Origin of the sequence: Micromonospora sp. NPDC049089, from assembly GCF_040648775.1 — a bacterium.
Taxonomy (GTDB): Bacteria; Actinomycetota; Actinomycetes; order Mycobacteriales; family Micromonosporaceae; genus Micromonospora.
On the sequence record NZ_JBEZEH010000065.1, the window covers coordinates 1 to 20,033 of the forward strand.

The following is a 20,033-nucleotide window of genomic DNA, read 5'->3' on the forward strand; positions in this document are numbered from 1 at the left end:
CTGTCTCGCGCGCGCCGGAGGCAGCAACATCCCTGATGTTGCGGTGATCTTGGCGCGGGCGCGGGCGCGGGCGCGGGCGCGGGTGCGGGTGCGGGCGCGGGCAGGGGTGAGGGTGTGGGGTGCGGGCGTGGGGTGGGAAATGCGGGACGCGGGGTGCGGTGCGTAGGTGGCCCGTGTGGGTGCGGCGGGGGCCGGTCGAAGCGGGCGCGGGCGGAGTCCCGGGGTGGGGTGGTGGCGAGGTCGCCGGGCCGTGGGTGGGTTGGCGGCGGGCTTGTCGATCCGGTTGACTGTGCGGGTGCTGAGGGTGGGGTTGACCGGCGGGATCGGGTCAGGAAAGAGCTCGGTGGCCGCGCGGCTCGTCGAGCGGGGCGCGGTGCTGATTGACGCCGACCGGGTGGCCCGGGAGGTGGTGGCGCCGGGTACGGACGGGCTGGCCGAGATCGTCGCCGCCTTCTCCGACGCGGTGGTGGACGCCGACGGCGCACTGGACCGTGCCGCACTGGGAGCGGTGGTGTTCGCTGACGAGACCGCCCGTCGTCGGCTGGAGGCGATCACCCACCCCCGGGTCCGGGCCCGCACCGCGGAACTGGCCGCCGCGGCGGCACCCGACGCCATAGTCGTCAACGACGTACCGCTGCTGGTCGAGGTGGGTCTCGCGCCGACGTACCACCTGGTGGTCGTGGTGCAGACGGCCGTGGCGACCCGACTGCAGCGGCTGGCGCGTGACCGGGGGATGAGTCGCGCGGAGGCCGAGCGGAGGATCGCCGCCCAGGCCGACGACGCGCGTCGCCGGGCAGCGGCGGACGTGGTGCTGACCAACGACGGGAGCCTGACGGCGCTGCACGACGCCGTCGACCTGCTCTGGGAGCAGCGGTTGGTGCCCTACGAGGACAATCTGCGCCAGCGGCGGGTGGTCGCGCCCGACGAGGCCGAGTTGGCCTGGGCCGACGCGAGTTGGCCGGAGCAGTACGCGCGGCTGGCCGCCCGGATCCAGCACGCGCTCGGCTCGAGTGCCCTCCGGATCGATCACATCGGTTCGACGGCGGTGCCCGGCCTGGCCACGCAGAATGTCATCGACGTGCAGGTGGCGATCGCCAGCCTCGCCGACGCCGACGGGCCGTTGGCCGATCGGCTGGCGAGCGCCGGGTTCCCACGGGTGCCGGGGCAGTGGTGGGACGATCCGCGTCCGGCCGGCAGGGGCCGCTGGGAGAAGCGGTTGCACGGTAGTGCGGACCCGGCCCGCCCCGTTCGTCTGCACGTGCGGGTGGCGGATTCGCCGGGTTGGCGGTACGCGCTGTTGATGCGCGACCACCTGCGTGCCGACCCGGATCAGCGAGCCACGTATCTGCTGCTCAAGCGGGACCTCATCGACGCGGCCCCGGTGGCCGGCGATTCCGGGACGGGCCGCAACCCATGGTTCGACGAGGAGTACCTGCGGGCCGAGCAGTGGGCCGCGCAGACCGGCTGGCGTCCCTGAGGAATCGGTCAGCGGGCACCGGGCCGAGGGGCCGAAGGTCGAGGGGCCGGGGGTCGAGGGTTGGCAGCCAGTCGGGGCACGATTGCGGGCTGGAGATCCAGGTGTGCCCACGCGCCGGCGTCGGTCTGCAACTCGAGCCGGCGGAGCGACCCGTCCCGGTCGAGCCAGTAACGCAGCCGCGCGTCGGCCGGGCCCGACTCGATGACGTCCACTGTTCGTCCGGCAATGACGTCCTCGCGTACCCGCACGGCCACGCCCCGCTGCCCGACCGACCCGGCGGCTATCGCGGCGTCGACCAGCACACTCAGGTCGTCTCGGGCGGGCCGGGAGACGCGCCACCCCCCGGTCGGGGGCGGTAGCGGCGGTCGGGCCGGCACCTCCGCGGTGCCGCCGCCACCGTCGGCCGCGGGCAGGTCCGCCCGGGCCAGGCCGGCGGCGTCGCGGCGCAGCAGGGTCCGGCGATCCGGTACGCCCAGGTCGGCGACCGCGAGGTACGCGCTGCGCGCGGTCCAGCTCAACCAGCCTGCGCCCCGCAGGTTCGTCTCAGTGCCCATCGGTGCGGTCAGCGTCACGGTGGCACCGCCGTGGGCGCGGAGCCGGGCCGGCAGCCGGTCGAGCCGACGTTGCTCGGCGTCGGTCAGCGCGCGGGGCAGACCGGGGCGACCGCCGAGCGCGTCCACCGGTCGTAGTGTCGGCCGGTCCTCGCGGTTGAAGATCATTGTGACCGGCCCGGTGCCGGGCAGCACGGTTACCAGCTTGTGCAGGCGGGCGTCCTGATCGAGCCAGTACCGGGTGTGTCCGTCCGGGGCGGGCGTCGCGGCGCTGGGGGTGCCGATGGTCGTGCTGGTGGCTGGCGTGCCGCTGGGCAGTGGTGCCTGCATGACGTCCAGTGGGCCGGCCGGGACGGCCTCGCGGGCGATCCAGCGCGCCCCGTCGGACGGTGCCGTCCGGGTCGTGGGGTCGGGGCGGTCGGCCGCGAGATCGAGGAGCAGGTCGAGCACCGGTGTCAGGTGCGCCCCGGGTGCCGGTCGGTGCAGCTGCCACCGGTCCGTCGGGGGCATCAGTGGTGGTGCGGCGGGAGTGGGCACCGCCGCCGGATCGGGCCGGATCACCAGCACCGGACCGCTCTTCTGCAACAGCCCGCGTTCGGCACCCGCTCCCGGCCCGCCCACGTCGAGGTAGAGCAGTGACCGGGACCAGTCCACCCAGCCCACCAGTTCGAGGCGGGCGGCGCCGGTACCGGCCGTGACCCGTACGCCGGCGCGCAGGTCCCGCAGGTTGGTGACCCGCACGGCGGCCAGCCGCTCACCCTCCGCCAGGGTCAGCGGCCGGGCCGGCTCGGGCGGGTCGGGCGCCCAGCTCAACAGCCCGAGCACCAGCGCCGTCGCGGACGTCACCGCCGTCAGACCGAGCAACAGCAGCACCGTACGCCGACGACGGCCGGCCGAGGGCGGCCCGGCGGTGTCGGCGGTGTCGCCGCTGCGGGTGGTCTCGCGGTTCTCCGCGAGGCTCCGCTCGGCGGCGGCCCGCCGCGTGTCGTTGGTCCTGAGGCCGGCGGTGGCTCGGCGCGCGCCGCCAGCGGACCGGCCGGCTGTGGGCCTGCTCCCGGTGTCGGGGGTTCGGCCGGCCGTGGACGTGTTCCTGGCGTCGTCGGTTCGCCCGACCGCCGGGGTGCCGCCGGCCGGGCCGGTGCGGTGCCGCCCGCTGCCGCCGATCGCGCCCTTGCCGCTGGTCGGGCCCTTGCCGCTGGTCGTGGCCTGGCCGCCGGCCGGGCCCTTGCCGGTGCTCGTGCCCTTGCCGCCGGTCGGGCTCTTGCCGGTGCTTGGGCTCTTGCCGGTGCTCGGGCCGCTGCCGCTGGCCGGGCCCTTGCCGGTGCTCGGGTCGTCGGGCGAGGGTGTGGCGGTGCGGGCGGTGTCGGGCGCCGGGGTCGGAGAGGTGTCCACGGAGATGAAACGGGCGGGGAGGCACCGGGGTGACGAGCAGGGGCGCTCGCGGCGGCCGGTCTGCGCCTCGAGCGCGACCACACGGGTGCGCACGCCGGACGAGCCGGGTGCTGCGACCGCAGTGCCGGGGGCGACCGGCCGTGATGTTGGCCTGGCCACCGGCCCGGTCGGCCGCCGCGAGCGGCCTACATGAAGAGGGTAGTCCCGGTGACATGGGCCACACAATGGGAATATTGAAGCCGATCACGTACCTGGCGTGACGGCCGTTCCTGTCGGACCTCCGGCGTACCGTTGATGGCATGGCGCTCGACATTCCCCGGCTGGACAGCCGCTTCCAGGTCGTCAGTGACTTCCAGCCGGCCGGCGACCAACCAGCGGCCATCGATGACCTTGAGCGCCGGGTTCGGCGCGGCGACCGCAACACGGTGCTGCTCGGCGCGACCGGCACCGGCAAGAGCGCCACCACGGCGTGGCTGATCGAGCGGCTGCAACGGCCCACCCTGGTGCTCGCCCCGAACAAGACGCTCTGCGCACAGCTAGCCAAGGAGTTCAGCGAGCTTCTGCCGCACAACGCGGTCGAATACTTCGTCTCGTACTACGACTACTACCAGCCCGAGGCGTACATCCCGCAGACCGACACCTACATCGAGAAGGACTCCTCGATCAACGAGGAGGTGGAGCGGCTGCGGCACTCGGCGACGATGTCGCTGCTCACCCGCCGCGACGTGATCGTGGTGGCGACCGTCTCGGCGATCTACGGCCTGGGCACCCCGGAGGAGTACCTCAACCGGGCGGTGAAGGTGCAGATCGGGCAGGAGCTCGACCGCGACCAGTTGCTGCGCCGGCTGGTCGACATCCAGTACACCCGCAACGACATGGCCTTCCAGCGAGGCACCTTCCGGGTTCGCGGCGACACGCTGGAGATCATCCCAGCGTACGAGGAGCTGGCGATCCGGATCGAGCTGTTCGGTGACGAGGTGGAGAAGCTCTACTACCTCAACCCGTTGACCGGTGACGTGGTCCGCGAGGTCGACCAGCTGGTGATCTTCCCGGCCACCCACTACGCGGCCGGCCCGGAGCGGATGGAACGGGCGATCCGTGACATCGAGGTCGAGCTGGCCGAGCGCCTCGCCGAGCTGGAGCGGCAGGGCAAGCTGCTGGAGGCGCAGCGGCTGCGGATGCGCACCACCTACGACATCGAGATGATGCGGCAGGTAGGTTTCTGCTCCGGCATCGAGAACTACTCGATGCACATGGACGGGCGGCTGCCCGGCAGCCCGCCGCACGCCCTGCTCGACTACTTCCCCGACGACTTCCTCACGGTGGTCGACGAGTCGCACGTGACCATCCCGCAGATCGGCGGCATGTACGAGGGCGACGCGTCCCGCAAGCGGATGCTCATCGACCACGGCTTCCGGCTGCCCAGCGCGGCCGACAACCGGCCGCTGCGCTTCGACGAGTTCCTGGAGCGGGTCGGCCAGATGGTCTACCTATCCGCGACCCCCGGCACCTGGGAGATGGAGCAGGCTCAGGGCGAGTTCGTCGAGCAGGTGATCCGACCTACCGGTCTGGTCGACCCGGAGGTCGTGATCAAGCCGACCAAGGGCCAGATCGACGACCTGATGCACGAGATCAAGCTGCGGACCGACCGGGACGAGCGGGTGCTGGTCACCACGCTGACCAAGAAGATGGCCGAGGACCTGTCCGACTACCTCCTGGAGAACGGCATCCGGGTGCGTTACCTGCACTCGGAGGTCGACACGTTGCGCCGGGTGGAGCTGCTGCGCGAGCTTCGCAAGGGTGACTACGACGTGCTCGTCGGCATCAACCTGCTCCGCGAAGGTCTGGACCTGCCCGAGGTGTCGCTGGTGGCGATCCTCGACGCCGACAAGGAAGGCTTCCTGCGCAGCGGCCGGTCGCTGATCCAGACCATCGGGCGGGCCGCCCGTAACGTCTCCGGCCAGGTGCACATGTACGCCGACAAGATCACCCCGTCGATGGCGGCGGCGATCGACGAGACCGATCGGCGTCGGGCCAAGCAGATCGCGCACAACGAGGCGCACGGCATCAGCCCGGAGCCGCTGCGTAAGAAGATCCACGACATCCTGGACGACATCTACCGCGAGGCGGAGGACACCGAAAACTCCCGGGTCGGCGGCGCGGTGCGTCAGCTTTCCCGAGGCAAGGCGCCGGTCAAGGAGACCCGCAGCCGGAGCCGGTCCGCCGCGACCGTCACCTCACGGGAGGGGATGGCCCGCGCCGACCTCGCTCAGCTCATCCAGGAGCTCAACGACCAGATGCTGGCTGCCGCCCGCGAGCTCCAGTTCGAGTTGGCGGCCCGGATCCGCGACGAGGTCTCCGACCTGAAGAAGGAGCTGCGCGGCATGGACGCCGCCGGCGTGAAGTGACGGCCACCCGGTCGGCCCCGCCCAGCGCACCGCTCGGGCCCGGCCGACCGGGGCACGCAAAGGGCGGGCACTGTTGACGGCGGTGGCGCCGATCGGCGAGATGGTCTTCGGGCTGCCCGACGTCAGCCTGCGTCCGTTCGTCGACAGGTACGTGGGCTACCGGGAGCGAGCGGACGTGCCACTGGTCCGCCGGGAGTCGGCCGGCGTCTTCGTGGTGCTGATACTGGGCTGGGGCGCTCCGCTGGACGTGACCGACCGCCGTAGCGCGCAGCGTGGTGTCACTGCTGTCGACTCGTTCGTGGCCGGCACCTTCGACAGTTGGTGCACCACGCGCACCGTGGGCGTGGGGGAGGGCGTCGAGTTGCTGCTCGCCCCTCTGGCCGCCCGCCGGCTTCTCGGTCTGCCCCTGGGTGAGCTCACCAATCGGGCCGTCGGCGTCGGGCAGCTCCCGGGCCGTTGGCTGGATCGGCTGCGCGACCGGCTCGCCGAGGCCGCCGGCTGGTCGGAGCGGTTCGACCTCCTCGACCGGGTGCTCGCCACCCGGCTGGCGGCGTCCCCGCCGGTGGACCCGCGGCTCGACTGGGCGTGGCGGTGGCTGGCCGCCAGCGGTGGGCGGGGGAGCGTCGGTGTGCTCGCCGACGAGTTGGGCTGGAGCCGCCGGCACCTCGCGTCCCGATTCCGGCAGGAGGTCGGGCTGCCGCCCAAGATGGCCGCCCGGCTGCTGCGTTTCCAGCAGGCTCAGGCCGCGTCGACCCACGCCGGCGAGGCCGGGCGGGGAGTCGACTGGGCCGCCGTGGCGGCGGGCTGCGGCTACTACGACCAGTCCCACCTGATTCGGGACTTCCACGAGTTCGCGGGGGCCACGCCGGCCGCGCTGCTCTCCGGCCGCTGACGGCCGCCGGCCGACCCGAGCCGGTTCGGCGACCCGCCGAGGTCACATTCGTCCAATCCGGAGCCGCGCCACCGGCCGCAGAATCGGGTCATGCGAACCATCTATCCGATCTTCCGTTATCCCGATCCCCGCGCCGCGATCGACTGGCTCGGTGCCGCCTTCGGTTTCCGGGTGCACGCCGTGCACGAGGCGCCGGACGGTGCGGTCGCGCACGCCGAGCTGGTCCTCGACACCGGCATGATCATGCTGGGTGGTCGGGCCGAGGCCCCGCCCCGGCCGGCCGACGACGACTGGTCGGTCTACGTGGCCGTGCCGGACGTCGACGCCCACTGCGCCCAGGCCCGCGCGGCCGGCGCCGAGATCATCCGCGAGCCGTTCGACACCGACTACGGCTCCCGTGACTACGCGGCCCGCGATCTGGCCGGCTACGTCTGGTCCTTCGGCACCTACCGACCCTGAGTCCGGCCACGCCGATCGGGGATGGCCGGCCCGCCGCGATCAGCCTTCGCGACCCGCAACCGCGCTGACCTGCGGAAACGATCTGCTCCGGCGAGCCGGTCCGGCCAGCGGCGTCGAATACCCTGATTGCGGTGCGCGAGCGAGCTATTGCACTGGGTGATCGTCCTGCGTAGTCTCCCTCGGTGGGGAGGCCGGGATGCCGCTGCCAACAAGTCCTGTCATTCGACGTGCACGTCTCGGCGCAGAGCTGCGCCAACTCCGTCGGCGCGAGTCGCTGACCCTGGAGCAGGTCTGCGACCGGCTGGGCTGGGCCTCGACGTCGAAGCTGTCCCGCATCGAGCTGGGTCAGAGTCGCCCGGACCTCGCCGACGTGCTCGACCTGCTGGACGTCTACAAGGTGCCCACGCCCGCGCGGGAGGCGCTGATCGTCATCGCCCGGGATGCGGCGACCAGCCGAGGCTGGTGGAAGACGCTGGGCGAGATGAGCGAACGGCAGCGCACCTACGCCGAGTTGGAGGCGGGCGCCGCCGACATCGTCGAGTACCAGCCGTCGGTGGTGCCGGGGCTGCTCCAGACGCCCGCGTACGCCCGGGTGTTGGTCAGCGCCGGCGTCCAGCTCACGCCGGACGTCGATGTGGAGGCCGAGGTGCGCGCGCGGGCACTGCGGCAGGAGGTGCTTCGGCGTGCCTACCCGCCGCGCTACACGGCGGTGCTCGCCGAGGCTGTCTGCGACCCGGGTGACCTGCCGGTGGCGGTCTGGCGTGAACAGTTGCGTCACCTGGTCGCCGTGACCGGCCTGTCCCACGTGACGGTGCGGCTGTTGCCACGCGGAGCGGCCGGTGGCGGGCTGCATCCGCTCACACCGTATTCCTGCTACGCCTTTCCCGACCCGGCGGACCCGCGCACGGTCATGCTCGAGGCGTTGACCACCGACATCCGGTTGGCCACCGTGCTCGACGTCGACCGCTACGAGCGGATGACCGCAGCGCTGCTGGCCGCGGCGCTGTCACCGGAGGAGACGGTCACCGTGCTGGCCCGCCGCGTCGGCGAGTGAGTGTTGACCGTGCCGACGGTGACGCGCCGCGCGGCCACCGGACCCGGCGCCCCCGAGCCCGTCGGGGCCGGCGGCCGGCGCGTGCGCCCGGCACGATAACCGCGGGGTACGACAGCTTGGCTTAGGCCGGTACGTCGAGGAAGTGTTCGACAATGGGCGGTCCCGCGAAGTGCGGCCCGATGAGCGCCCGCCATGCGTCGAACCGTTCGGTGGCCCGGAAGTTGTTCTCGTGCGCCTCGACCGAGTCCCATTCGACGAGCAGCACGAACCGGGTCGGTGACTCGATTCCTCGGGTCATCCGCACGGACCGGCAGCCGGTCGCTCCGGCGAGCACCGGGTGACCCTCGGCGTACGCGGCGGCGAATGCGTCCTCGTGTCCGGGTAGTACGTCGATCAACGCGACCTCAAGCACCATGTCGGACAGCCTCCCACGGCGGTCGGGCCGGTCGGTGTCGCGGGTCCGTGCTGGACCACTGCCTGGACTCCGCCTCGGCTCGACAGAGGGCGTTGACACGGACCCTAGGGTGGCCTCGTGATCATCGACTGGCTCACCGGCACCGCGTTTCGGGTGGCCGGGACGGGCACCACCTGGGCGGAGCTGCTGGGGTTCGGAACCGGTGTGCTCAACGTGTGGTTGGTGGCCCGGCAGAAGATCGCCAACTGGCCGATCGGCATCGCCAACGTGCTGCTGCTCATGGTGCTGTTCTGGACCGCCGGGCTGTACGCCGACGCGGGGCTCCAGGTCGTCTACGTCGCGCTCGGCTGCTACGGCTGGTGGCACTGGCTGTTCGGGGGCGAGCGGCGTACCCGGCTCACTGTCAGCCGGACGGGGCGGCGGGAGTGGCTGGGGCTGGCCGCCGCCGGGCTGCTGCTCACCGGCGCGCTCTGGGTCCTGCTGGACCGGGCCACCGACTCGACAGTGCCGCTGCCGGACGCGTTGACCACGGCGCTGTCCCTGCTGGCCACGTACGGGCAGACCCGAAAGCGGGTGGAGAGCTGGTGGCTCTGGATCGCCGCCGACCTGATCTACATCCCGCTGTACGCGTACAAGGGGCTGCACCTGACGGCCGTGCTCTACCTTGTCTTCCTCGCCCTGTGCGTGCTCGGGTTGCGGGCCTGGCGCGCCGATCTGCGTCGGGCCGACCGGCCGAGCGCGGTTCCGCCCGGCCCGGCCCCGGTCACCGCGTGAACCCCGCGACATCCGGCCGGCCGCCGGCACCACGCGGGCCGTCGCGTCGGTCTGCCGCCGAGTTCGGGCACGGGATGGTGGTGGGCAAGTTCTATCCGCCGCACGCCGGGCACCACGCGCTGATCCGGGCCGCCGCCGCCCGCTGCGCCGAGGTGACCGTCGTCGTGGCGCCCTCGCGTCGGGAGTCCATTCCGCTTCCGCTGCGCCTCGACTGGCTGCGCGAGGTCCACGCGGACACGCCGTGGGTCCGCGTCGTCGGCCGGTACGACGACCACCCGGTGGACTACGCCGATCCGGCGGTCTGGGACGCGCACTGCGCGGTGTTCCGCGAGGCGGTCGGGTCGGGGTCGGTGGACGCGGTCTTCTCCTCCGAGGCGTACGGCGTCGAGCTGGCGCGCCGCTTCCACGCCGTACCCGTGTCGGTTGATCCGGACCGGCGGACCGTGCCGGTGTCCGGGACGGCCGTGCGCGCGGACCCGGCGGGTCACTGGCGGTGGCTGAGCCCGCCGGTGCGGGCGTGGTTCGCCCGTCGGGTGGTGGTGGTCGGGGCCGAGTCGACCGGGACCACGACGATGGCGGCGGCGCTCGCCGGGCACTACGGCACGTCCTGGGTGCCGGAGTACGGCCGGGAGTTGACCGCTCGCAAGCTGGCCCGGTTGCGGGAACGAGCGCCGGAGGCGACCGTCTTCGACGTTGCCTGGGACCGGGACGACTTCCGCGCGGTGGTGCGCGAGCAGCAGGCGGCCGAGGACGCGGCGGCCCGGACGAGCGGGCCGCTGCTGGTCTGCGACACCGACGCGCGGGCGACGGCGGTGTGGGAGGAGCGCTACCTGGGCAGCGCTTCCGAGGAGGTACGGGTGGCGGCCCGCCGGCCGGCGCTGTATCTGCTGACGGATCACCGGGGGGTGCCGTTCACGGATGACGGGCTGCGCGACGGTGAGCACCTGCGGGCCTGGATGACCGAGCGTTTCCGGGCCGAGCTGGCCGGGTGTGGCGCGCCGGTGGTGGAGTTGACCGGGTCGCACGCCGATCGGTTGGCCGCGGCGGTGCGGGCCTGCGACGACCTGCTCGCTGCCGGCTGGTCGCTCGCCGACCCGATCGCCGCACCCGACGTGCACTAGCCTCCTAGGAAGCCCTAGTGGGTGTGCGGTGCGACGCGTCGAGTGGTGTCCGGCGCCACCGGGTGCCCGGGGTGTGATCACGGGGCGTGGTGGGCAACAATGGTCATCGAGGAGGGGAGTATTCCCCCGCAACGGAGTCGTCAGCACGGTCGATCGCCGGAACCACGGTGCCCGACCCGGCCCCGTAGGTCGCCGCCCCCCAGGGGCGGCGGCGGAAGAGACCTCCGACAGTCACCAGAGTGAGCGACAGCGGCACGCCGGCTCCCGCAGGGGCGTACGGTGTGCCCGACGCCGCGTGTCTGCCGGAGGAATGAACGTTGGACGTGTCCGGATTGGTGTGGGCGGGGACGCTTGTCGCACTGACTGCGGTCCTGCTCGTCGACCTGTTGATCATCGGTCGGCGCCCGCACGAGCCGAGTGTGCGGGAGTCGAGCCTCTGGGTCGCCTTCTACGTCGGCCTCGCCCTGCTCTTCGGTGTGGGTGTCTGGCTGACCTCGGGGGCCAGCGCGGCCGGCCAGTTCTACACCGGCTGGCTCACCGAGTACAGCCTCTCGGTGGACAACCTCTTCGTCTTCGTGATCATCATGGCGCGCTTCGGGGTGCCTCGGCAGTACCAGCAGAAGGTGCTGCTCGTCGGCATCGTGCTGGCGCTGGTGATGCGCGGCGGGTTCATCGCCGCGGGTGCGGCGCTGATCACGCAGTTCTCCTGGGTCTTCTACATCTTCGGCGCGTTCCTGATCTACACCGCGGTGAACCTGGCCCGGCAGGGTGAGCCGGACGAGGACGAGTTCTCCGAGAACGTACTGATCCGGTGGAGCCGCAAGGCGTTGCCGATCTCGAAGGACTACGACGGCGCGAAGCTGACCACCCAGGTGGCCGGCAAGCGGCTGTTCACCCCGATGCTGATCGTGATGATCGCGATCGGCACCACCGACCTGATCTTCGCGTTGGACTCGATCCCAGCGATCTTCGGCATCACCCAGGAGCCGTACCTGGTCTTCACCGCGAACGTCTTCGCGCTGATGGGCCTCCGGCAGCTCTACTTCCTGCTCGGTGGCCTGCTGGACCGGCTGATCTACCTGAGCTACGGCCTGGCCGTCGTGCTCGGGTTCATCGGGGTCAAGCTGGTGCTGGAGGCACTGGCCGACAACAACCTGCCGTTCATCAACGGTGGCGAGCACGTCGGCTGGGCGCCGCACATCCCGATCTGGTTGTCGCTGCTGGTCATCATCGGCACCCTGGGCATCGCCACCGCCGCGAGCCTGGTGAAGTCCTCCCGGGACCGGCGTCGCGAGTTGGCCGAGGCCCGACACTGACCGGTCCACCGGCCGGGTGCGGACAGGCACCCGGCCGGTGTCGGAAGTGCCGGCCGGCCTGCGCCGGGCCCAGATGCCTGGGCTCCGGCTCGGGTCGACAGAGACCCGCCCTAGACCCGGTGCGCGCCCACCAGTGTGGCGGTCCGGTCTGCCGGCAGTTCCTCTTCGATGACCCGCCGTCGCCGGTAGCAGGCGTGCAGCATCCGGCGTTGGCCGCCGTCGCCGGGGGCGGCGGTGACGATGCCGATGTGGTGGATCTTGCGGCCCGGTCGGGCGAAGAAGTAGAGATCGCCGGGGCGTTCCGCGCCCAACGACAGTGGGGTGGTGGCCACTGCCTGATCGTCGGCGTCGCGGGGCAGCAGCACCCCGAACCGCCGCCAGGCCAGATGCACCAGCCCCGAGCAGTCGATGCCGTGCGCGGAGAGACCGCCCCAGATGTAGACCACGTCCAGCAGGCGCTGTGCCACCGCGAGCGCCTGCGCGGCGGCCGGCGACGCGACCGCCGACGACACGAGGTGGCGGTCGGGCAGCCAGAGCGGGGTGGCCCGACCGGGGACGTGCACCGGCCGCCAGTCGTCGAGCGCGGGGCCGGCCGGGACGAGCCGGGTGCCGACGACGACGCCGGGCAGCACCACCGGCCCGTTCGGGGCGGCGTGCAGCCCGGTGACCGTGGCGTCCACCACCAGCGGGTGGTCGGTGCCGGTGTGGGTCGGGTCGAGAACGGCCAACTGCTCGGCGGGAAGCCAACCCGGGTAGCCGCGGGGATCCAGCTTGGCGGCTGGTTGTTCGACGGCGACGACCCGGGCCCAGCCGTCCGGGCGTAGCTCACTGACGAGGACCCGTTCGCCGAGCAGGAGTTGGCTCAGCACGCAGTCGCCGACCTGCTGGTCGGTGTCCATCCCGGAGACCCAGGTCGGGATGTCGACGCCGGCGGTCAGCGCCGGACGGTCGACCGGGCGGACGGCCTCGGGGTAGGTCCACAGTGTCGCCACGGCGACCCGGACGACGGCCTCGCGGCCCGGTTGCAGCTCCACGTCAACCCCCAGATCGTGTCGGCTGTCCAGGGGAACCCTATGAAAGAAACCGACAGCCATCAACCATGGGCCTGCACTTTTGCTTCAGCGAGGCCGGAGATGCCCAGGCCAGGGGCATCCGGCAGAACCACCGTCGCCCCGTCGTAGCGAATGCCGCCCTGCACCGGTGACCAGGCCAGCCACCAGGCGGCGTCCAGGTCGGGAACCGCTGTGGTGCCGTACGCGGCGACCAGGCTCGCGGCCGCCCCGATGCCGACCTGGCTCTCCATCATCGAGCCGACCACAGTGCCGAGGCCGTGCGCGGAGGCCAGGTCGAGGAGGGTGCGGGCCGGGTGCAGTCCACCGCACTTGGCCAGCTTGACGTTGACCAGGTCGGCGGCCCGGCGGCGGATCACCTCCACCAGGTCACGCACCCCGAAGACCGCTTCGTCGGCCAGGATCGGCACGGACACCCGGTCGCTGACCCAGGCCAGCCCGTCCAGGTCCCAGCGGGCCACCGGCTGCTCGACCAACTCCACGTCGAGCCCGGCGTCCTCGATGCCGCGGATCACCCGGACCGCCTCCCGGGGCGTCCAGCCCTGGTTGGCGTCCAGCCGGATCCGGGTGCCGGGGCCGACGGCCGCCCGGACCGCGCGTACCCGGTCCAGGTCACCGGCCGCGTCGGTGCCGACCTTCAACTTGAGCACGCCGAAGCCGTCGGCCTGGCGCTGCCGTGCCGCGGTCGCCAGGTCCACCGCGTCGCCTGCCGCCAGCGTGACGTCCGTCGGGACCCGCAGCGTGGTGCCCCCGAGCAACCGCACCAGGGGTACGCCCAGTCGCCGCGCGGCGAGGTCGTGCAGGGCGACGTCCACCGCCGCCTTCGCGGCCTCGTTGCCGACCACGGCGCGCTGCACCTCGGCGCACCGGGTCACCAGGTCGTCCGGGTCACGGCCGATCAGCCGTGGGCCGAGCAGCTCGCGGACGCACGCCTGCGCCCCGGCGACCGACGCGCCGGTGACCTGCCAGACCTGCGGCGCCTCACCGAAGCCGGACCGGCCGTCGCTGTCGACGAGTTCGACGACCAGGGTGTCCACTGTGGTGGTGCGACGTAGCGCGGTGACGAACGGGGTGTGTAAGGGGGCGGAAACCCGGTGGGTGCGTACCGCCGAGATCGTCATGTCAGGCACCCTATACGGAGGTTCACCTTCGGAGGGGAGACCGCATGACCGGGCAGGGCTGGGAGCTGGTGGGTGCGCCGAACGCGCGTGACCTGGGCGGGCTCGTCGGCGCGGACGGGCGGAGGGTCCGGGTCGGCCAGTTGATCCGCACTCCGGCTCTGGGTCGGCTGACCGACGAGGACCTGCCGGTCCTGGCGAAGCTGGGGCCCGCGTGCGTGGTGGATCTGCGCGACGCCTCGGAGATCGCGGTCGCGCCGGAGGACCGCTTCGCCGGTGAACCACGGGTGGTGCGCCTGCCGGTGCACGACGCGGAGCACCCCGTCTTCACGTACGTCTCGGCGGTGCTGCTCGGACACGACCTGAACGCGTACGCCGAGCTGGCCCGGCAGGGCACGGCGGGAGCGATGGAGGCGATCTACCGCTGGTTCGTCACCGGTGAGTCGGCGCGGGTCGGTTTCGCCGAGGCGGTGCGGCTGGCGTCCCGCCCGGAAAATCTGCCGCTGCTCTACCACTGCTCCGCCGGCAAGGACCGCACCGGTTGGCTGACCGTCATCCTGTTGACGGCGCTCGGGGTGGACGAGGCTGCCGTTCGCGCCGACTACCTGCGCAACAACGAGCTGACCGACAGCCTGCGGGCGGTGATCGTCGAGGCGATGCGTCGGCGGAATCCCGAGCTGGACGTCGACGCGGTGGTGCCGGTGCTGGAGGTCCGCGCCGAGTATCTCGACGCCGGTTACGCCGAGGTGCGTCGGGTGCACGGCTCGTTCGACGCGTACCTGCGCGACGGGCTGGGGCTCACCGACTCCGACCTCAGGGCGTTGCGGGCGCAGTTGCTGGAGTGACCGGCGCGTCGGTGGGTGTGCCGGTGCGGGCGGCGCAGCCGGTGACGATCAGTGCCTGGCCGGCGGCGTAGGTCGCCATGACCAGCACCGGCGCGCCGGGTGGTTGGGCCACCTCGGCCACCCCGGCGGCGATCAGCAGGTCGGAGCCGAGGAAGAGCGACGCGCCGACACCGACCCGCCAGCCCTGGGTGGCGGCGGTGCTGGCCATGGCGGCCAGCGCGATCGCGTAACCGGCCACCGGTATGGCCAGCCCGGCATCGGAGAGCCCGGCCCACATCCAGGTCAGCGCGATGACGGTCAGCGCCGCGTACCCCAGGGGGACGGCGGCCAGCGGCGTACGGCGCAGCGCGGTCGCGGCGCCGCGTCGGGTGAAGGCCGCGAGGTAGCAGAGGTGCGTGCCGAGGAAGCTGGCCATGCCGGCGAGGAACCAGCCGGTGCCGTCGAACATCAGGGCGATGTCGCCGCCGGTGGCGAAGGCCAGCGCGGCGAGCAGCAGCCGGTCCGGTCGGGCCGCGCGTTCGGTGCTGACCCGCCAGAGGTACGCGGCCAGCAGCGGCATCAGCAGCGGCTTGGTGAGCAGGAAGGCCAGGCCGCCGCCGGTGGCGTTGGCCAGCAGGTTCGCGGCCGTCACGACGAGGAAGGCGATCAGCACGGTGCGACTGCGGGGCATCGGCGGCTCCGGGGTGGGGGTGCGAGCAGCGTAGCCGCAGTCGGCGGTGCTGGCATCACCGCCGAGGCTGGCGGGTCAGAGGTGGTGGCGGGCGGCCCAGACCTGCGCCGAGATGTGCGCGAGCAGCAGGCAGGCGTCGTCCTCCACCTGGTCGTCGCCGTCGGCCAGGTCGGTGGTGGTGCAGACGGCGATCAGGTATGGCGGGGCGTCGTCGGGCAGCACCACGCCGGCGGCGTGGCGGACGCCGCGTACCCAACCGTTCTTGTGCGCGATGCGGGTGCCAGTGGGCAGGCCGGCGGCGAGGTCCTCGCGGTGTTCCTGGGCGAGCAGGACGTCCAGCATGGTGGTGCAGGCCGCCGGTGAGGCGAGTGGGCCGGGGGTGTCGGCCCCGGTGGCCAGTGCGCCGAGCAGGGCGGCCAGGTCGGCGGCGGTGACCGTGTTGGTGATGCCGGCCTCGCGGGCGGCGAAGTCCTCGATGCCGCGGCCGGTGACGCTGTTGCGGGCGCCGGCGAGCGCCCAGACCTCGGCGACCGCGGGCAGCCCGACGTGGCCGAGGACAAGGTTGGTGGCGAGATTGCTGGAGCGCACGATCATGCGGTCGGCCAGCCAGCGCAGCGTCGCGGTGCCGCCGATGCGGTCCCAGACCGCGTCGTCGTTGTCGTAGGGCTGCGCGTTGGCGAAGCGGGGTGCGCCGGGCTGGGCGGAGGCGAAGTCGTTGACGACCGGGACCGGGGCGTCCAGGTCCAGGGTGCCGGCCTCGGCGGCGCGGTGCAGCGTGGCGAGCACCGCCACCTTCATGGTGCTCGCCGCGTAGTGGCCGGCGTCCGCGTGGCGGGTCCAGGTCGGCGGCGCGTGGAGGCGCCCCACGTACGCGGAGACGGTGCCGGGCACCCCGTCCAGGTGGGCGTCGAGATCATCCCAGGTCATGCCGGTGACCGTAGCGGATCAGGTGCGGGTGGGCTCGCGTACCCGTCGGGGGGAAAGCGACCGGGCGCGCCGACCGCAAGCGGTCGACGCGCCCGGTGCCGGGTGCTGGGGTGGGTCAGCCGGCGTGCTTGCGGCGGGCGGCGGCGCGGCCCCGCTGCTGCTGGTCGAGCACTACCTTGCGGATGCGTACGGCGGTCGGGGTGACCTCGACGCACTCGTCCTCGCGGCAGAACTCCAGGGCCTGCTCGAGGGAGAGCTTGCGCGGCGGGATCAGCTTCTCCGTCTCGTCGGAGGTCGACGCCCGCATGTTGGTGAGCTTCTTCTCCTTGGTGATGTTGACGTCCATGTCGTCGGAGCGGGAGTTCTCCCCGACGATCATGCCCTCGTACACCTCGGTGGTGGGGTCGACGAAGAGCTGGCCGCGTTCCTGAAGGTTGATCATCGCGAAGGCGGTGACCGCGCCGGACCGGTCGGCGACGAGCGAACCGTTGTTGCGGGTACGCAGCTCGCCGAACCACGGCTCGTAGGACTCGAAGACGTGGTGCAGGATGCCGGTGCCCCGGGTGTCGGTGAGGAACTCGGTGCGGAAGCCGATCAGGCCGCGCGCCGGCACCAGCCACTCCATCCGGATCCAGCCGGTGCCGTGGTTGACCAGCTGCTCCATCCGGCCCTTGCGGGTGGCGAGGAGCTGGGTGATCGCGCCCAGGTATTCCTCCGGGGCGTCGATGGTCAGCCGCTCGACCGGCTCGCAGGTCTTGCCGTCGATCTCCCGGGTGACCACCTGCGGCTTGCCGACGGTCAGCTCGTAGCTCTCCCGGCGCATCTGCTCGACCAGGATGGCCAGCGCCAGCTCACCGCGGCCCTGCACCTCCCAGGCGTCCGGCCGCTCGGTCGGCAGGACCCGCAGGGACACGTTGCCGATCAGCTCCTTGTCGAGCCGGTCCTTGACCATCCGCGCGGTGACCTTGGAGCCCTTGACCCGGCCGACCAGCGGCGAGGTGTTGGTGCCGATGGTCATCGAGATGGCCGGCTCGTCAACGGTGATCAGCGGCAGCGCGACCGGGTTCTCGACGTCGGCGAGGGTCTCACCGATCATGATCTCCGGGATGCCGGCGACGGCGATGATGTCGCCCGGGCCGGCGGTCTCGGCCGACGTGCGCTCCAGGCCCTCGGTCATCAGCATCTCGGAGATGCGGACCCGCTGGGTGCTGCCGTCGGTGCGGCACCACGCCACCGTCTGACCCTTGTTGATGGTGCCCTGGCGGACCCGGCACAGCGCGAGCCGGCCGAGGAACGGCGAGGCGTCCAGGTTGGTGACGTGCGCCTGCAACGGCGCGCCGTCCTCGTACGAGGGTGCCGGGATGGTGTCCAGCAGGGTGCGGAACAGCGGCTCCAGGGAGGTGCTGTCGTCGGGCACCGAGCCGTCGGCGGGCTGGGTCAGCGAGGCGATGCCGTCGCGGGCGCAGGCGTAGACGATCGGGAAGTCGATCTGCTCCTCGTCGGCGTCCAGGTCGAGGAAGAGCTCGTAGGTGTCGTCCACGACCTCCTTGATCCGGGCGTCCGGACGGTCCACCTTGTTGATCACCAGGATGATCGGCATCCGGGCCCGCAGCGCCTTGCGCAGCACGAAACGGGTCTGCGGCAGCGGGCCCTCACTGGCGTCGACGAGCAGCACCACACCGTCGACCATGGTCAGGCCGCGCTCCACCTCGCCACCGAAGTCGGCGTGGCCGGGGGTGTCGATGATGTTGATGGTGACCGGGTCGGAGCCGTCGGCCGGCAGGTACCGCACACCGGTGTTCTTGGCCAGGATCGTGATGCCCTTTTCCCGCTCCAGGTCACCGGAGTCCATCACCCGCTCGGTGTTCTCGCCGCGTGCGCCGTACGCGCCGGCCTGCCGCAACATGGCGTCGACCAGGGTGGTCTTGCCGTGGTCGACGTGAGCGATGATGGCGACGTTGCGGAGGTCGGTGCGAAGCTGCATACCCTCTATCCTTCCGCCTGCGCTCGCGCAGGCTGCGTCGGGGTCACCCCCAGGTGCCCCTGATCTATGGTGAAACCGCTGTGCCGGTGGTTCCCCCGGCTGGCATGCTGGCTCCCGTGTCCTGGGGGCCTGAGTGCACGACCTGCTGACCTGGGTGCAGGGTCTGCCCACCCTGTGGATCTACCTGGTCGCCGCGCTGATCGTGGCGGGCGAGACCGCGGTGATCTTCGGCCTGCTCGTGCCGGGTGAGGCTACCCTGCTGCTCGTCGGCTTCCTCACCTACAACGGTACCTTGCGGCTCGGGCCGGCGTTGCTCGCGATGATCGTCGCGGCGGTCCTCGGCGATGGGCTGGCCTTTCGGGCCGGGCGGCGGTACGGCTCCCGGCTGCGCGCCGGGCTGGGTCACCGGGTCGGGCCGCAGCGGTGGGCCCGCGCCGACGCCATGCTGGCCCGCCTGGGTGGGCGGGGGGTGTTCGCCGCCCGATGGGTGGCTTTCGCCCGAACCCTGGTGCCCCGGCTGGCCGGTGCGGCCGGTATGCCGTACCGGCGGTTCGCCCTCTGGAACCTGGCCGGGGTGGTGACCTGGGTGGGCGGCTCGGTGCTGCTCGGTCACCTCGCCGGTGAGTCGTACGACACGGTCTCCCGGCTCCTGGGCCGGGCCACCGGGGTGGCGTTCCTGCTGCTGGCCGGCCTGGTGGGTGTGGTGCTCGTGGGTCGGTGGCTGGGCCGCAACCCCGACCCGGCGCGCGCGCTGCTGTCCCGGGCCGGCGCTCTGCCCCCGGTGCGGTGGCTCACCGCCCGCTACGGGGTGCTGTTCTTCCTGGTTGCCATGCGGATCGGCCCGGCCTGGACGCTGCTGCTCAATCTGGCCGCCGGGTTGCTGCTCCTGTTCGCCGCCGGGCTCGCCATCGCCGGTCTGCTCGCGCTGGCGGTCCGCAACAGTGGTCTGGCCGCGCTGGACGGCGCTGTCGCGGGGTGGTTCGCGGCTCGGCGTACCCCGGACGCCGCCGACGCCACACTGGTCGTGGTGTCGGTGGTACGCGGGTCGGTGCTGATCCTGTTGGTGGCGCTGGTGGCGGCGGTGCTGGCGTGGCGCAACCGACCCTGGCGTGCTGATCTGCTCAGCGTGGTCGGTACGGCGGGCGCGTTCGTGCCGCTGGTGGTGCTGGCCGTGGTGGCCGAGCTGACCGGCCTGCACGGGACCGCCCCGGGCGGCGGTGAGGTGGCTGCGCTCTCCACCCAGAGCGCCGTGGTCGCCGCGAGTTTCTGCACCCTGGCGTGGCTGGTGTCGCGCAGCGCCCGCTGGCCGGTGGCGGTGGCTGCCTGGACCGCCGCTGCGGCGGGGGTGCTCGGGATCGGCGGCGCGCGGCTCTATCTCGGACTGGAAACGGCGAGCGGGACGGCCGCGGCGGTGCTGCTCGGGGTGCTCTGGACCGTGGTGTTCATGGTCGCCTGGGCGACCCGGGACCGTGCGGTGGGCAATGGTCAGTCCCCGGTGGACCAGGCCCCCCGGCGGCCGTCGCAGGGGCAACGCCGCCCGGTCGAACCTTGTTAGGGTGC

At 72.4% G+C, this 20,033-nt stretch carries 17 protein-coding genes; 10 read left to right on the forward strand and 7 right to left on the reverse strand.

Annotation, left to right across the window (positions count from 1 at the left end):
- The first annotated feature begins 295 nt into the window (after positions 1 to 295).
- A complete protein-coding gene (gene coaE / locus AB0B48_RS13710; protein ID WP_357200493.1) occupies positions 296 to 1,477 on the forward strand; it encodes a dephospho-CoA kinase in 1,182 nt (393 codons plus the stop codon).
- An 8-nt stretch (positions 1,478 to 1,485) separates the two neighbouring features.
- Here the strand turns inward: coaE and AB0B48_RS13715 are convergent, their stop codons facing one another.
- Positions 1,486 to 3,513, reverse strand: coding sequence for a hypothetical protein (locus tag AB0B48_RS13715; protein WP_357200496.1), 2,028 nt, complete (start codon positions 3,511 to 3,513; stop codon positions 1,486 to 1,488).
- Between the two features lie 206 nt (positions 3,514 to 3,719).
- Between AB0B48_RS13715 and uvrB the strand changes: the two genes are divergently transcribed.
- From uvrB to AB0B48_RS13735, 4 genes are all read left to right on the forward strand, one after another.
- Positions 3,720 to 5,828, forward strand: coding sequence for an excinuclease ABC subunit UvrB (gene uvrB, locus AB0B48_RS13720; protein WP_355010256.1), 2,109 nt, complete (start codon positions 3,720 to 3,722; stop codon positions 5,826 to 5,828).
- Between the two features lie 82 nt (positions 5,829 to 5,910).
- Positions 5,911 to 6,720, forward strand: a complete 810-nt coding sequence (locus AB0B48_RS13725) for a helix-turn-helix domain-containing protein (protein WP_357200500.1) — start codon at positions 5,911 to 5,913, stop codon at positions 6,718 to 6,720.
- A gap of 90 nt (positions 6,721 to 6,810) precedes the next feature.
- A complete protein-coding gene (locus AB0B48_RS13730; RefSeq protein ID WP_357200503.1) occupies positions 6,811 to 7,179 on the forward strand; it encodes a VOC family protein in 369 nt (122 codons plus the stop codon).
- Between the two features lie 196 nt (positions 7,180 to 7,375).
- Positions 7,376 to 8,233: a helix-turn-helix transcriptional regulator gene (locus AB0B48_RS13735; protein ID WP_357200507.1), complete on the forward strand. Its 858-nt coding sequence runs from the start codon at positions 7,376 to 7,378 to the stop codon at positions 8,231 to 8,233.
- Positions 8,234 to 8,354: 121 nt separating this feature from the next.
- Here the strand turns inward: AB0B48_RS13735 and AB0B48_RS13740 are convergent, their stop codons facing one another.
- Positions 8,355 to 8,648 carry an antibiotic biosynthesis monooxygenase family protein gene (locus AB0B48_RS13740; RefSeq protein WP_357200510.1) on the reverse strand — a complete coding sequence of 98 codons (294 nt, stop codon included), beginning with the start codon at positions 8,646 to 8,648 and terminating at the stop codon, positions 8,355 to 8,357.
- 117 nt (positions 8,649 to 8,765) lie between these two features.
- Here AB0B48_RS13740 and pnuC point away from each other — a divergent pair, with 117 nt between their 5' ends.
- From pnuC to AB0B48_RS13755, 3 genes are all read left to right on the forward strand, one after another.
- The gene (gene pnuC / locus AB0B48_RS13745) at positions 8,766 to 9,422 is read left to right on the forward strand and encodes a nicotinamide riboside transporter PnuC (protein WP_355010261.1); all 657 of its coding nucleotides are present in this window, start codon (positions 8,766 to 8,768) and stop codon (positions 9,420 to 9,422) included.
- A complete protein-coding gene (locus tag AB0B48_RS13750; protein WP_357200513.1) occupies positions 9,419 to 10,543 on the forward strand; it encodes an AAA family ATPase in 1,125 nt (374 codons plus the stop codon). Before pnuC ends, AB0B48_RS13750 begins: the two co-directional genes overlap by 4 nt.
- A 317-nt stretch (positions 10,544 to 10,860) precedes the next feature.
- Positions 10,861 to 11,859: a TerC family protein gene (locus AB0B48_RS13755; RefSeq protein ID WP_357200516.1), complete on the forward strand. Its 999-nt coding sequence runs from the start codon at positions 10,861 to 10,863 to the stop codon at positions 11,857 to 11,859.
- Between the two features lie 110 nt (positions 11,860 to 11,969).
- Here the strand turns inward: AB0B48_RS13755 and AB0B48_RS13760 are convergent, their stop codons facing one another.
- On the reverse strand, positions 11,970 to 12,893 hold the full coding sequence (locus AB0B48_RS13760) for an NlpC/P60 family protein (protein WP_357200519.1): 924 nt from the start codon (positions 12,891 to 12,893) through the stop codon (positions 11,970 to 11,972).
- Positions 12,894 to 12,952: 59 nt separating this feature from the next.
- The gene (locus AB0B48_RS13765) at positions 12,953 to 14,050 is read right to left on the reverse strand and encodes a dipeptide epimerase (protein WP_357200521.1); all 1,098 of its coding nucleotides are present in this window, start codon (positions 14,048 to 14,050) and stop codon (positions 12,953 to 12,955) included.
- Between the two features lie 44 nt (positions 14,051 to 14,094).
- Between AB0B48_RS13765 and AB0B48_RS13770 the strand changes: the two genes are divergently transcribed.
- Positions 14,095 to 14,892, forward strand: a complete 798-nt coding sequence (locus AB0B48_RS13770) for a tyrosine-protein phosphatase (RefSeq protein WP_357200524.1) — start codon at positions 14,095 to 14,097, stop codon at positions 14,890 to 14,892.
- On the opposite strand, the gene AB0B48_RS13775 is transcribed toward AB0B48_RS13770, so the two are convergent.
- The 3 genes from AB0B48_RS13775 to typA all read right to left on the reverse strand — a co-directional run bounded on the left by AB0B48_RS13775 (position 14,861) and on the right by typA (position 18,473).
- Positions 14,861 to 15,562 (reverse strand): lysoplasmalogenase, encoded by a 702-nt coding sequence (locus tag AB0B48_RS13775; RefSeq protein ID WP_357200527.1) that lies wholly within the window; start codon positions 15,560 to 15,562, stop codon positions 14,861 to 14,863. The two genes, AB0B48_RS13770 and AB0B48_RS13775, sit on opposite strands and share 32 nt — an antisense overlap.
- 75 nt (positions 15,563 to 15,637) lie before the next feature.
- Positions 15,638 to 16,489, reverse strand: coding sequence for a serine hydrolase (locus AB0B48_RS13780; protein ID WP_357200530.1), 852 nt, complete (start codon positions 16,487 to 16,489; stop codon positions 15,638 to 15,640).
- Positions 16,490 to 16,604: 115 nt separating this feature from the next.
- A complete protein-coding gene (gene typA / locus AB0B48_RS13785) occupies positions 16,605 to 18,473 on the reverse strand; it encodes a translational GTPase TypA (protein ID WP_357200533.1) in 1,869 nt (622 codons plus the stop codon).
- A gap of 133 nt (positions 18,474 to 18,606) precedes the next feature.
- Between typA and AB0B48_RS13790 the strand changes: the two genes are divergently transcribed.
- Entirely contained in the window at positions 18,607 to 20,028 is a 1,422-nt protein-coding gene (locus AB0B48_RS13790; RefSeq protein WP_357200536.1) for a DedA family protein, read from the forward strand.
- Positions 20,029 to 20,033 lie beyond the last annotated feature (5 nt).

Bases quoted from the DNA above. Each gene is read 5' to 3' on its own strand.
- AB0B48_RS13740 (WP_357200510.1), bottom strand. From the start codon at position 8,648: ATGGTGCTTGAGGTCGCGTTGATCGACGTACTACCCGGACACGAGGAC.
- AB0B48_RS13780 (WP_357200530.1), bottom strand. From the start codon at position 16,489: ATGACCTGGGATGATCTCGACGCCCACCTGGACGGGGTGCCCGGCACC.
- AB0B48_RS13765 (WP_357200521.1), bottom strand. From the start codon at position 14,050: ATGACGATCTCGGCGGTACGCACCCACCGGGTTTCCGCCCCCTTACAC.
- AB0B48_RS13770 (WP_357200524.1), top strand. From the start codon at position 14,095: ATGACCGGGCAGGGCTGGGAGCTGGTGGGTGCGCCGAACGCGCGTGAC.
- typA (WP_357200533.1), bottom strand. From the start codon at position 18,473: ATGCAGCTTCGCACCGACCTCCGCAACGTCGCCATCATCGCTCACGTC.
- AB0B48_RS13735 (WP_357200507.1), top strand. From the start codon at position 7,376: ATGCCGCTGCCAACAAGTCCTGTCATTCGACGTGCACGTCTCGGCGCA.
- AB0B48_RS13775 (WP_357200527.1), bottom strand. From the start codon at position 15,562: ATGCCCCGCAGTCGCACCGTGCTGATCGCCTTCCTCGTCGTGACGGCC.
- uvrB (WP_355010256.1), top strand. From the start codon at position 3,720: ATGGCGCTCGACATTCCCCGGCTGGACAGCCGCTTCCAGGTCGTCAGT.
- AB0B48_RS13730 (WP_357200503.1), top strand. From the start codon at position 6,811: ATGCGAACCATCTATCCGATCTTCCGTTATCCCGATCCCCGCGCCGCG.